Origin of the sequence: Pseudomonas juntendi (assembly GCF_021560075.1) — a bacterium.
Classification (GTDB): domain Bacteria; phylum Pseudomonadota; class Gammaproteobacteria; order Pseudomonadales; family Pseudomonadaceae; genus Aquipseudomonas; species Aquipseudomonas juntendi.
Window position 1 is genome coordinate 1006832 of record NZ_CP091088.1, and the last position, 12023, is coordinate 1018854.

Consider the following 12023-nt stretch of genomic DNA (forward strand, 5'->3'; position numbering starts at 1 on the left):
TCAGGCTTCAGCGTTGGCTTTGATCAGGCGGTCATAGGCGTCCTGGTCGAGCAGGGCGCTGACTTCGCTGATGTTGGCCGGGGTGAAGCGGAAGAACCAGCCTTCGCCCATCGGGTCTTCGTTGACCAGCTCCGGGCTTGAGTCGAGCTGTGCGTTGACTGCAACCACCTCGCCGGTCAGGGGCATGTACACGCCGCTGGCAGCTTTCACCGACTCGACGGTGGATGCTTCGCTGCCTTTCTCGTACTGCTGCAACTCGGGCAGTTGCACGAACACCACATCGCCAAGGGCGTTCTGGGCGAAGGCGGTGATGCCCACGGTGACACTGCCATCGGCTTCGACGCGCAGCCATTCGTGATCTTCGGTGAAACGCAACTCGCTCATGCGGAATCCTCGGGCGTTGGGCGCGGTGTGCCCGCGCTCTTGGGTCGGGATTCCCATAGCAATAATGCGGCCAATTTCAAAAAAGGCTTATAAAACAATAAGTTAAATTTTTATTGAGGCGCTCGATTTTTGGCGGTGGAACGAAAACGCTACATCGCACGCGGGTTGAAAAAGCGTTTCTCTATCAAACCCTTGTGTAACCGCATGCGTACACCGATGTAGCGTTTTCCATACGGTGTAATCAAAGCGTTACAGTGCCGCGACGCCTGTTTGGCACGTTACTGCCAACCCCATAGTCGGGCGACGCCACAGGTACGGTAAATGGCATCAACCTGCCATGAACAGCGGCAGTGCCAGATAGAGTTTGATCACGATGACATTGATGATGTCGATGAAGAACGCCCCCACCATGGGCACCACCAGAAAGGCAATGTTCGAAGCGCCGTAGCGCTGGGTCACTGCCTGCATGTTGGCAATGGCAGTGGGCGTGGCCCCCAGACCAAATCCGCAATGGCCGGCAGCCAATACCGCTGCATCGTAATTGCGACCCATCACCCGGAACGTCACGAAAATTGCGAACAGCGCCATGACCAGTGTCTGTGCGGCCAATAATGCGAAGAACGGCAAGGCCAGCGCTGCCAGGTCCCATAGTTTGAGCGACATCAAGGCAATGGCCAGGAACAGCGACAAACTGACATTGCCCAGTACCGAAACTTCCCGTTCGAACACACGGTAGAAGCCGAATGCGGATAGCCCATTGCGCAGCAATACACCCACGAACAGCACACACACAAACGTCGGCAGTTCGAATGCAGTTCCTTTGAGTGCGCCATTGAGCAAAGAACCGGCAAGCAGGCTTACCGCAATCAGCGCCAGTGTTTCTACAAATGAAAACGATGTTATCGGGCGCTCTTTGTCAGGCCGCTCGAAACCCTGGGGCAGTTGCGGCAGTTCCTCATCGGCCCCCGGCGTTTTCACCCGCTTGATCAGCAGCCGGGCAACCGGCCCGCCGATCAGGCCGCCCAGCACCAGCCCGAAGGTGGCCGAGGCCATCGCCAGTTCCGCAGCCGAGGCCAGTCCGAACTTTTCGCTGAACGTGGCGCCCCAGGCGGCGCCGGTGCCGTGGCCGCCGGACAGGGTGATCGAACCGGCCAGCAGGCCCATCAATGGGTCCAGCCCCAATGCCGAGGCCAGGCCGATGCCCATGGCGTTCTGCACCAGCAACAGGCTGGTGACCACCAGCAGGAAGACCACCACCACACGGCCGCCTTTTTTCAGGCTGGCAAAGTCTGCGCTCAAGCCGATGGTGGCGAAGAAGGCCAGCATCAAGGGTGTTTGCAGTGAGGTATCGAACTGCACCTGCACATCGAAACTGCGCAACGCCAGCAGGGCAAAGGCGACGACCAGGCCACCGGCAACGGGTTCCGGAATATTGTAGACGCGCAACAAACCAATCCGTGCAACCAGCCCGCGCCCCAATAACAGGACGAGAGAGGCGGCTACAAGTGTCCCGTAAAAATCGAGTTGAAACATCAGGTGCTCTCGTTATATCCAGTAGCGAACCACGCTCCGCACTTGGGCGGATCAGTGGGATGACAAGTGGCAATACACCGTCACCATTCTACGAGGCATATGTGGGAGAGTATCTTTCACGCGCGTAGGAAAGGTCTGAACAACTACCGAGTTATTGCAACGACTATCAGCCTTTGCCGGGTATTCCATATTTACGCAAGCGCTGGGCAATGGCGGTGTGCGAAGTGTGCAAGCGCGCAGCCAGTTGCCGGGTGGAGGGGTAGCTGGCGTACAGACGTTGCAGCAGCTCACGCTCGAAATCGCCCACGGCTTGCTCCAGGCTGGCCACTTCGCCATCTTGCCCGCGCGCCACCGAGGTGCCGGCGATGTCCAGGTCATCGATGTCCACCAGGTTGCTTTCGCAGATGGCCGCCGCACGGAAAATCACGTTCTGCAGTTGGCGCACGTTGCCCGGCCACGGGTTGGCCAGCAGCGCCGAATGGGTGGCCGGGGTCAACCGGCAGGCTGGGCGCTGGATCTGCGTGCAGGCCTGCTGCATGAAGAAGTGCGCCAGCATCAGGATGTCCTGGCCGCGGTCGCGCAGGGGCGGTACCTGCAGGTTGAGCACATTCAGGCGGTAGAACAGGTCTTCGCGGAAGCTGCCTTCGGCCACCATGCGCTCCAGGTCGCGGTGGGTGGCGCTGATGATGCGCACATCGACCTTCACTTCGCGGTCGCCGCCCACCCGGCGGAAGCTGCCGTCACTGAGGAAGCGCAGCAGCTTGGCCTGCAGGTACGGTGACATTTCGCCGATCTCATCCAGAAACACCGTACCCTGGTTGGCCAGCTCCATCAGCCCCGGCTTGCCGCCGCGTTGCGCGCCGGTGAAGGCGCCGGGTGCGTAGCCGAACAGTTCGCTCTCGGCCAGGCTCTCGGGCAGGGCGGCGCAGTTCAGCGCCAGGAACGGTGCCGCCTGGCGGCTGCTGATGGCATGGCAGGCGCGGGCCACCAGCTCTTTGCCGGTGCCGGTTTCGCCATGCACCAGCAGCGGCGCATCGAGCGCGGCAACGCGCATGGCGCGTGCTTTGAGGGTACGGATGGCCGGTGACTCGCCCAGCAGGGCGTCGAAGCCCTCGGCGTGGTCGTGGTGCAGGGCCGACAGGCGTTCGCCCATGCGCGATGGCGGGTAAAGCGTCAGCAGGCCACCGGCGTTGGTAATGGGCATGGCATCGAGCAGCAGGCTGTGGCCGTTCAGTTGCATCTCGCGCATGGGCAGGTGGAAGTTGTTGTCCAGAAGCGCCTGCAGCAGCCCGGCGTCGCCGAACAGCTCGCCCACCGAGCGCCCGGCCGATTCGCGGCCGCACAGCTCGATCAGCGCCGGGTTGGCCAGCAACACCTTGCCGGCGCTGTCCACGGCCAGGACCGGGTCGCTCATCGCTGCCAGCAATGCATCCAGTTGCAGGTGCCGACGTTGCCCGGGAAGGATGTCGACCACGTCCACCGACTGAACCCCGTGCACTTCGAACAGTGCGTCGTGCAGCTCTTCGAGCACCGCGGGGCTGAGCGTCGGGGCGTCGATGTAGACGTTCGGCGGGACCATCTCCACGGCGTCCAGGTTGAGGTTGCGGGCACCGAGCAGGGCTAGCACTTCCTGAGTGATGCCGACGCGGTCGATGAAGCTGACGTGGATGCGCATGGGAACGTAGAGGGTGGTTGCCGGGGAGGGCGGTAGTATGCCTCAACATCGCCGGGGCTGCCTTGCAGCCCCAAACTTGTGAAAATCACTCCAGGTGTTCTGGCTTGATCGGGTCGCCCGACTTCACATCCAATTTTTCGCGAATGTCCGCGAACATATGGTCATAGAGCTTGTGCGGTGAACTCAGGTTTTCGAATTTCTTCGGCGACGGCAGGTACGCTTGCGCCCTGCGCGTCAGCAGCATGAGAAAGCTGGGCAGGGCCTGGTCCTTGGGCAGGAAGAACGCTTCATCGACTGCCTTGCCTTCGATGCTGCCATGCATGCGGAACTGAATGCCTCTACCTTCCTTGGGGTCCGACACTGCCTCGTATTCGATGTTCAGGTCATAGCTGTGGTCATCTTTGTTCAGCGCAATGCGCTCGATGTGTACATGACCGGGGTGGTACTGGGCCATGGAAAGCTCCTTGGGAAGGTCGAAAATGACGGGCCGCGCAGGCCCGCCCATTGCATTCAACGGTAGCTGATCCCCGGCTTCGCGGTCGAAACCCGGGTGCCGGCTGTGCCTTTGACAATTTCCTCGATGTTTTCCAGCGAACTGATCACTGCCACCTTGCCGGTATGGCGGGCAAAATCACAGGCGGCCTGCACTTTCGGCCCCATGGACCCCGCGGCAAAACCCAGCCGCTGCAGTTCGTCGGGGTGCGCTTGGGCGATGGCTTTCTGCGTAGGTTTACCCCAGTCAATGTACGCCGCATCCACGTCGGTGGCGATGATCAGAAGGTCGGCTTCCAGTTGCTCTGCCAGCAGCGCCGAGCACAGGTCTTTGTCGATGACCGCCTCCACCCCTTTGAGCTTGTGGTTTTCATCGTACAGGGTGGGGATGCCGCCGCCGCCCGCGCAAATCACGATGCTGCTCTTTTCCAGCAGCCACTTGATCGGGCGGATTTCAAAGATGCGCTTGGGTTTCGGGCTGGCCACCACGCGTCGGTACTTGTCGCCGTCAGGCTTGACCACCCAGCCCTTCTCGTTGGCCAGGCGCTCGGCCTCGTCTTTGCTGTAGACCGGGCCGATGAACTTGGTCGGGTCCTTGAAGGCCGGATCGTTGGCGTCGACTTCAACCTGGGTCAGCAAGGTCGCGAACGGCACTTCGAAGGCCAGCAGGTTGCCCAGCTCCTGCTCGATCATATAGCCGATCATGCCCTCGGTCTCGGCGCCCAGCACGTCCAGCGGGTAAGCCTCGTCCGGTTTGTAGGAAAGGCCCTGCAACGACAGCAGGCCGACCTGCGGGCCGTTACCGTGGGCAATGACCAGCTCGTTGCCGGGGTGGATCTTGGCGATCTGTTCGGCGGCGGTGCGGATATTGGCACGCTGGTTGTCAGCGGTCATGGGTTCGCCGCGGCGCAGCAGGGCGTTGCCGCCCAATGCAACAACGATACGCATGGGGAATGTCCTTTTGAGGTGGGCTTGGGGGTGCAAGCGGCAAGCGGCAAGTTGCAAGTTGCAAGTTGCAAGTCGCAAGTCGCAAGCAGAAGCAGGCCGGTGTGATCAGCTGCTTTCAGCTTGCCGCTTGCTGCTTGCCGCTTTCAGAGGTCAGCCAGGGTCGAAACCAGGATCGCCTTGATTGTGTGCATGCGGTTTTCCGCCTGCTCGAAGGCAATGCAAGCGGGCGACTCGAATACGTCGTCGGTCACTTCGATGCCGTTGGCCAAGTCCGGGTACTGTTCGGCAATCTGCTTGCCCACCTTGGTTTCGGAGTTGTGGAACGCCGGCAGGCAATGCATGAACTTGGTGCGGGGGTTGCCAGTGGCCTTCATCAGTTGCGCATTCACCTGGTAAGGCTTGAGCAGCTTGATACGCTCGCCCCAGGCCTCGATCGGTTCACCCATCGATACCCACACGTCGGTGTGCACGAAGTCCACGCCCTTGACCGCGGCCAGCGGGTCTTCGGTCAGAGTGATACGCGCGCCACTTTCTTCTGCGTACTGCTTGCAGCGCTCAACCAGGTCCTCATGTGGCCACAGCGCCTTGGGCGCGGCGATGCGCACGTCCATGCCGAGTTTGGCGCCGATCAGCAGCAGCGAGTTGCCCATGTTGTTGCGCGCATCGCCCAGGTAGGCGTAGCTGATGTCGTGCAACGGCTTGTCGCTGTGCTCGCGCATGGTCAGCACGTCGGCGATCATCTGGGTAGGGTGATACTCGTCGGTCAGGCCGTTGAACACCGGCACCCCGGCGAACTTGGCCAGCTCCTCGACGATTTCCTGCTTGAAGCCACGGTATTCGATGGCGTCGTACATGCGCCCGAGTACGCGGGCGGTGTCCTTCATGCTTTCCTTGTGGCCGATCTGCGATGAGTTGGGGTCGATATAGGTGACATTGGCACCCTGGTCGTAGGCCGCCACTTCGAAGGCGCAGCGGGTGCGGGTGGAGGTTTTTTCGAAGATCAGGGCAATGTTGTTGCCCTTCAGGTGTTGCTGTTCGGTGCCGGTGTACTTGGCGCGCTTGAGGTCGCGGGACAGGTCCAGCAGGTAGCGCAACTCGCGCGTGGTGTGGTGTTCCAGGCTCAGCAGGTTGCGGTTGTGAATGTTGAACGCCATGACTTTTCTCCTTGGGTAGGGTGAACGCACCGGCCGCCGCTGGGTAAGCGCGGCCGGGGTAATGGGCGTTAGTAATCGATGGGGTCACGAATGATCGGGCAGGTCATGCAGTGGCCGCCGCCCCGGCCCCGGCCCAGTTCGCCGGCGCTGATAGTGATGACCTCGATGCCAGCCTTGCGCAGCAGGGTGTTGGTGTAGGTATTACGGTCGTAGCCGATGACCACGCCTGGTTCGAGGGCCACCACGTTGTTGCCGTCATCCCACTGTTCGCGTTCGGCGGCGAAGCTGTTGCCGCCGGTTTCGACCACCCGCAGCTTGACCCCGAGCTGTTCGCCGACCACGTCGATGAACGACTTGTTCACGCGGCGCACGTCCATGCCATACGGCTTGCTTTCGTCCGGGCGAATGATGAACGGCACGATTTCCTTGACCACTTCCGGGAAGACCGTGACCAGGTCGCGGTCGCAGAAACTGAACACGGTGTCCAGGTGCATGGCGGCGCGCGACTTGGGCAGGCCGGCGACCACCACTTCCCTGACCGCACCGTGGGCGAACAGGCTCTGGGCCAACTGACCGATGGCCTGGCGCGAGGTGCGCTCGCCCATGCCGATCAGCACCACGCCATTACCGATCGGCATCACGTCGCCACCCTCGAGCGTGGCGTTGCCGTGGTCCTTGTCCGGGTCGCCATACCACACCTGGAAGTCGGCGCTGGTGAACGCCGGGTGGAATTTGTAGATGGCGGTGGTGAGTAGCGTTTCCTGGCGCCGTGCTGGCCAGTACATCGGGTTCAACGTGACGCCGCCGTAGATCCAGCAGGTGGTGTCACGGGTGAACTGGGTGTTGGGCAAAGGTGGCAGGATGAAGCTGGAGTGCCCCAGGTAGTCGTTGTACATCTTGACCACTTCGGCGCCTTCGCTCTGCGGCAGGTCCTGGCCGGCCACGCCGCCGATCAGGAATTCGGCCAAGTGGCGCGGTTCGAGACCTTCCAGCCAGCTGCGCACTTCATTGGTCAGGCCCACGCCGACGGTATCGGCGGTGATCTTGCGGTCCAGAACCCACTTCAGCGCTTCAGGTTGCTGCACGATGTCGGTCAGCAGGTTGTGCATTTCCAGCACATCCACGCCACGCTCACGCATCTTGGTGACAAAGTCGAAGTGGTCACGCTTGGCCTGGTCGACCCAGATCACATCGTCGAACAGCAGTTCGTCACAGTTGCTCGGCGTCAGGCGCTTGTGCGCCAGGCCCGGTGCGCACACCATGACTTTGCGCAGCTTGCCGGCCTCGGAGTGCACACCGTACTTCTGTTTTTCAGCGGACATGGTTTCATTCCTCCAATGGGACGAAAGCGTGGTCAAAGGGTCAGGAAGCCGTCGTACAGGCCATAGGCTGCCACCAGGGCGCCGATCACCACGGCGGCGAAGATCAGTTTTTCCACGTTGGTGAAGATGGGTTGGCCCACTTCACGCTTGGCCTTGGCGAACAGGATCGCGCCAGGGGCGTACAGCAATGCCGACAGCAGCAGGTATTTCACACCGCCGGCGTACAGCAGCCAGATGGCGTACAGCAGGGCGATAGCGCCGATGATCAAGTCTTTCTTGCGTTCGGCCAGGGCCTGCTCATAGGTTTCGCTGCGCAGCGCCAGCAGGAAGGCGTAGGCCGCCGACCACAGGTAGGGCACCAGAATCATCGAGGTGGCGAGGTAGATCAGCGACAGGTAGGTGCTGCTGGAAAACAGCGTGATCACCAGGAAGACCTGCACCATGGCGTTGGTCAGCCACAGCGCATTGGCAGGTACCTGGTTGGCGTTCTCGCGGCGCAGGAATGCCGGCATGGTGTGGTCCTTGGCGGCGGCGAACATGATTTCGGCGCACAGCAGCACCCACGACAGCAAGGCCCCCAGCAACGAGATGATCAGGCCGACACTGATCAGTACCGCCCCCCAGTGGCCGACCACATGCTCCAGCACGGCGGCCATCGACGGGTTCTGCAGCTTGGCCAGTTCCGGTTGGGTCATGATGCCCAGCGACAGCACATTGACCAGTACCAGGAACAACAGCACCGTCACGAAGCCGATGACCGTGGCCTTGCCCACGTCGGCGCGCTTTTCGGCGCGTGACGAGAAGATGCTCGCACCCTCGATACCGATGAACACCCATACGGTGACCAGCATCATGTTGCGAACTTGGTTCATCACACTGCCCAGTTCGGGCGTGCCCCGGCCCCAGATGTCTGCTGTGAAGATGTCCAGCTTGAAGGCGAACAGGCAGATAAGGGCGAACAGCACCAGCGGCACCACCTTGGCCACGGTGGTCACCAGGTTGATGAACGCCGCTTCCTTGATGCCGCGCAAGACCAGGAAATGCACGGCCCATAGCAGTAGCGAGGCACCGATGATGGCGGCTGGCGTGTTGCCCTCGCCAAAGACCGGGAAGAAGTAGCCCAGGGTGCTGAACAGCAGCACGAAGTAGCCGACGTTGCCCAGCCAGGCACTGATCCAGTAGCCCCAGGCCGAAGAAAAGCCCATGTAGTCGCCAAAGCCGGCCTTGGCGTAGGCATACACCCCGCCATCGAGGTCTGGTTTGCGGTTGGCCAGGGTCTGGAACACGAAGGCCAGGGTCAGCATGCCCACGGCAGTGATGGCCCAGCCGATCAATACCGCGCCAACCCCTGCGCTGGCCGCCATGTTCTGCGGCAGCGAGAATATGCCGCCGCCAATCATCGAGCCGACCACGAGTGCGACTAATGCACCGAGTTTCAATTTTCCGGATGAATCAGACATTTAACAACTCCTGCCAGGAGAAAGTTGACGACAGCATAAATCCGCCGTCTCAGCCATTCGCTGACGTGGGTCAGGTCATGGTGCCGTGAAGTAGGAAAAAACCTTCACGGTGCTCCTGGAGTGTGCCGACATCTCAAGCTGCAGGCCTTGCGCACTGGCACCTCCATGTCATTCTAGAGCAAACGCTCTGTTCAACCTGCGATGCTTGACGCTAGTCGCTTTCGCGGCTTTCGCCACTTTTTTACGCATATTTCGAGTTTTATCGATTTCTTTTCCAGTGACTATCTAGCTGCTAGTTTTTACAGGATCTATTTATAGATAAAACTGTTATTACCGCGCGTCTTTTTGTGAATGGGTTCATTATAAGCAAGCGTCTCTATATGGCCGCGAACGCTGTTGCATTCGTATGACATTGGCGAAAAAACGGGGGATACATGAGCGAACCGGGTCAGAAGCTACGCTTGGGCGCGCTGATCGCGTTGGTGGTCGGCTCGATGATTGGCGGCGGCATATTCTCGTTGCCGCAGAACATGGCGGCGCGTGCCGATGTAGGGGCGGTGCTGATCGGCTGGGCCATCACTGCGGTGGGCATGCTGGCCTTGGCCTTCGTGTTCCAGACCCTGGCCAACCGCAAGCCGGAACTGGACTCGGGGGTGTACGCCTACGCCAAGGCCGGTTTTGGCGACTACATGGGCTTTTCATCGGCATGGGGCTACTGGATCAGTGCCTGGCTGGGCAACGTCGGTTACTTCGTATTGCTGTTCAGCACCCTGGGTTTCTACTTCCCTGTATTTGGCGAGGGCAACACGCCTGTCGCCATCGGTTGTGCCTCAGTCCTGCTGTGGGCGGTGCACTTTCTGGTCTTGCGCGGCATCAAGGAGGCGGCGTTCATCAACCAGGTGACCACCGTGGCCAAAGTGGTGCCCATCCTGATTTTCGTGGTGATTGCCGCATTCGCCTTCCGCGCCGATATCTTCACCCGGGATATCTGGGGGTTGAGCAACCCTCAGTTCGGAGGTGTGCTGGAGCAGGTGCGCAACATGATGCTGGTGACCGTATTCGTGTTCATCGGCATCGAGGGCGCCAGCGTCTACTCCGGGCGGGCCCAGCGCCGCTCCGATGTGGGCAAGGCCACGGTCATCGGCTTTCTCGGTGTGCTGGCGCTACTGGTGCTGGTCAACGTGCTGTCCCTCGGGGTGATGACCCAGCCGGAGCTTGCCGGTTTGCAGAACCCTTCGCTGGCGTCGGTGCTGGAGCATATCGTCGGCCCTTGGGGCGCATTGCTGATCAGTATCGGCCTGGCGGTTTCGCTGCTGGGGGCGTTGCTTTCCTGGGCATTGTTGTGTGCCGAGATTCTTTACGCCACCGCTCGTGACAAGACCATGCCGCGCTTCCTGGCCAAGGAAAACGCCAACCATGTACCGGCCAATGCCCTGTGGCTCACCAACTGCATGATCCAGGGTTTCCTGCTGATCACGTTGTTCTCGGCCGGCACTTACACCAGCCTGATCTACCTGGCGTCGTCGATGATCCTGGTGCCTTACCTGTGGTCGGCGGCCTATGCGCTGCTGCTGGCGGTGCGTGGCGAGAGCTACGCCGCGCAGCCACGGTTGCGGCGCAAAGACGTGCTGGTGGCGCTGGTTGCCTTGCTCTACGCCATCTGGCTGCTGTATGCCGGCGGGCTCAAGTACCTGCTGTTGTCGGCATTGCTGTATGCCCCGGGCGTGATCCTGTTCGCCAGGGCCAAGCATGAGCAGCGGCAAACCCTGTTCACCACGTGGGAAAAGCTGATTTTCGCGGCCGTGCTGGCAGGCGCGGCGCTGGCCGCCTACGCCCTGTATTCAGGGTTGCTGAGCTTGTGATGGGGCTGCGCAGGCGTGCTCCGGGCGTGACCAGATCCACAGGTTGCCCAGGGTCATGCCGGCGATGGCGAGGAATACCGGCCAGTGGTGTTCAAGAAAGGTCAGCATCAGGCCTGCACAGAGCAGCATGCTGAGGGTAGCGCTGACCTTGGCGCGGCGCTGGATCACCTTGCCGTTGCGCCAGTTGTACAGAATCGGCCCAAACAGGCGGTGGTTTTCCAGCCAGGCCGACAACCGTGGCGAACTGCGCGTTGCAGCCCACGCTGCCAGCAGGATGAATTCGGTGGTTGGCAGGCCGGGAATGACGATCGCGACCAGACCCACCCCCAGGCTCACGTAAGCCAGTATTCCATACAGCAGGCGGGCGAGTTTCGAGCGGGCGGGTCGGGTCATGGTCTCACTGCAAAAAACGGTGCGGCCACCAGAAGGGTGGCCGGCTAAGGCGTATCAAACCAGCGCAGCATCTGCAGCATAGGCATGCTTGAGCAGCTCGGTGAAGCGCTCGAATGCCGCTACTGCGCCGCGCTCGGCAGCCGCGTCTTCTTCGGCCGACAGGTCCAGGGCATCCAGGATGCGGGTGAACTGCTTCCAGCCTTCAGCACGGCCACCGGCCGGCTCGCCCAGGTGCCGGGCGCCGAAGCTGTCGGACAGGCCCAGCGCTGCGGCCCGTTTGATCAGAAACGCAGCGCCCAGTTTGGAGCCTTCGGAGACGAAGATCCAGCCCATTGCCTCGCCCAGGCTCGGATTGGCCAAGGCACCCGGCACCGCGGCCGGCACCTGGGTGTCGAGGTCGGCGAGGTCGAGGCGGGCTTGGTCGGCCCGGCAGCGCGCGGCCAGGTCGGGGACGATGGCGATCAGTTGCGGGTCGTTGTACAGGGCCTGCAGCTCGGATTGGAACAGGTACTGGGCGACCACGAAGCGGGCAAAACTTTCGCGGCTGTCGAATGGGGCGTGGGACTTGACCAGGGCATCCAGCTCGGCGTGCGGGGCGTGGGTGATCTGGTTCAGGCGCTGGGAGCGCAAGGCTGGGCGGTCGGTCATGGGGCAGTCCTTGGAAAGAGGGCGTCTAGAGACAAGACGAAGCAGCGGGGGCGGAACAGTAAAAAAAACCGGGTATCTACAGACGGGTCGTTGCGTTGCCTGTGGGATCGGGCGCCGCGCGGGCGGCGCCTGATCCCACAGGCGCTGCAAAC

11 protein-coding genes are annotated in these 12023 nt (G+C 61.4%); 1 reads left to right on the forward strand and 10 read right to left on the reverse strand.

The features are described 5' to 3' along the window. The 8 genes from gcvH to arcD (L1P09_RS04610) form a co-directional block, all read right to left on the reverse strand. Complete coding sequence (gene gcvH / locus L1P09_RS04575; protein WP_009687031.1) at window positions 1-384, reverse strand: glycine cleavage system protein GcvH; 384 nt, start codon at window positions 382-384, stop codon at window positions 1-3. A 327-nt stretch (window positions 385-711) separates the two neighbouring features. Then, complete coding sequence (gltS, locus tag L1P09_RS04580) at window positions 712-1917, reverse strand: sodium/glutamate symporter (RefSeq protein ID WP_235768528.1); 1206 nt, start codon at window positions 1915-1917, stop codon at window positions 712-714. 166 nt (window positions 1918-2083) lie between these two features. Continuing rightward, a complete protein-coding gene (locus L1P09_RS04585; protein WP_029885501.1) occupies window positions 2084-3592 on the reverse strand; it encodes a sigma-54-dependent transcriptional regulator in 1509 nt (502 codons plus the stop codon). A gap of 85 nt (window positions 3593-3677) precedes the next feature. Then, window positions 3678-4046: a DUF5064 family protein gene (locus L1P09_RS04590; protein ID WP_009683384.1), complete on the reverse strand. Its 369-nt coding sequence runs from the start codon at window positions 4044-4046 to the stop codon at window positions 3678-3680. 56 nt (window positions 4047-4102) lie between these two features. Continuing rightward, on the reverse strand, window positions 4103-5032 hold the full coding sequence (gene arcC, locus L1P09_RS04595) for a carbamate kinase (RefSeq protein ID WP_009683385.1): 930 nt from the start codon (window positions 5030-5032) through the stop codon (window positions 4103-4105). Window positions 5033-5175: 143 nt separating this feature from the next. Next, a complete protein-coding gene (locus tag L1P09_RS04600; protein WP_009683386.1) occupies window positions 5176-6186 on the reverse strand; it encodes an ornithine carbamoyltransferase in 1011 nt (336 codons plus the stop codon). 68 nt (window positions 6187-6254) lie between these two features. After that, complete coding sequence (gene arcA / locus L1P09_RS04605; RefSeq protein ID WP_054881590.1) at window positions 6255-7508, reverse strand: arginine deiminase; 1254 nt, start codon at window positions 7506-7508, stop codon at window positions 6255-6257. A gap of 32 nt (window positions 7509-7540) precedes the next feature. Further along, the gene (gene arcD, locus L1P09_RS04610) at window positions 7541-8968 is read right to left on the reverse strand and encodes an arginine-ornithine antiporter (protein ID WP_009683388.1); all 1428 of its coding nucleotides are present in this window, start codon (window positions 8966-8968) and stop codon (window positions 7541-7543) included. A gap of 434 nt (window positions 8969-9402) precedes the next feature. On the opposite strand from arcD (L1P09_RS04610), the gene arcD (L1P09_RS04615) reads away from it, so the two are divergent. Beyond that, window positions 9403-10830 (forward strand): arginine-ornithine antiporter, encoded by a 1428-nt coding sequence (gene arcD, locus L1P09_RS04615; protein WP_235768530.1) that lies wholly within the window; start codon window positions 9403-9405, stop codon window positions 10828-10830. On the opposite strand, the gene L1P09_RS04620 is transcribed toward arcD (L1P09_RS04615), so the two are convergent. Further along, window positions 10810-11223: a YbaN family protein gene (locus tag L1P09_RS04620; protein WP_009683390.1), complete on the reverse strand. Its 414-nt coding sequence runs from the start codon at window positions 11221-11223 to the stop codon at window positions 10810-10812. The genes arcD (L1P09_RS04615) and L1P09_RS04620 overlap by 21 nt on opposite strands. Before the next feature lie 54 nt (window positions 11224-11277). Then, window positions 11278-11871 (reverse strand): biliverdin-producing heme oxygenase, encoded by a 594-nt coding sequence (locus L1P09_RS04625; protein ID WP_054881593.1) that lies wholly within the window; start codon window positions 11869-11871, stop codon window positions 11278-11280. Between the last annotated feature and the right edge of the window lie 152 nt (window positions 11872-12023).

What these genes read in the sequence shown, in the direction of transcription:
- arcD (WP_009683388.1), bottom strand. Translation starts at nt 8,968, where the DNA reads ATGTCTGATTCATCCGGAAAATTGAAACTCGGTGCATTAGTCGCACTC.
- L1P09_RS04600 (WP_009683386.1), bottom strand. Translation starts at nt 6,186, where the DNA reads ATGGCGTTCAACATTCACAACCGCAACCTGCTGAGCCTGGAACACCAC.
- arcD (WP_235768530.1), top strand. Translation starts at nt 9,403, where the DNA reads ATGAGCGAACCGGGTCAGAAGCTACGCTTGGGCGCGCTGATCGCGTTG.
- L1P09_RS04590 (WP_009683384.1), bottom strand. Translation starts at nt 4,046, where the DNA reads ATGGCCCAGTACCACCCCGGTCATGTACACATCGAGCGCATTGCGCTG.
- arcA (WP_054881590.1), bottom strand. Translation starts at nt 7,508, where the DNA reads ATGTCCGCTGAAAAACAGAAGTACGGTGTGCACTCCGAGGCCGGCAAG.
- gltS (WP_235768528.1), bottom strand. Translation starts at nt 1,917, where the DNA reads ATGTTTCAACTCGATTTTTACGGGACACTTGTAGCCGCCTCTCTCGTC.
- L1P09_RS04585 (WP_029885501.1), bottom strand. Translation starts at nt 3,592, where the DNA reads ATGCGCATCCACGTCAGCTTCATCGACCGCGTCGGCATCACTCAGGAA.
- arcC (WP_009683385.1), bottom strand. Translation starts at nt 5,032, where the DNA reads ATGCGTATCGTTGTTGCATTGGGCGGCAACGCCCTGCTGCGCCGCGGC.
- gcvH (WP_009687031.1), bottom strand. Translation starts at nt 384, where the DNA reads ATGAGCGAGTTGCGTTTCACCGAAGATCACGAATGGCTGCGCGTCGAA.
- L1P09_RS04625 (WP_054881593.1), bottom strand. Translation starts at nt 11,871, where the DNA reads ATGACCGACCGCCCAGCCTTGCGCTCCCAGCGCCTGAACCAGATCACC.
- L1P09_RS04620 (WP_009683390.1), bottom strand. Translation starts at nt 11,223, where the DNA reads ATGACCCGACCCGCCCGCTCGAAACTCGCCCGCCTGCTGTATGGAATA.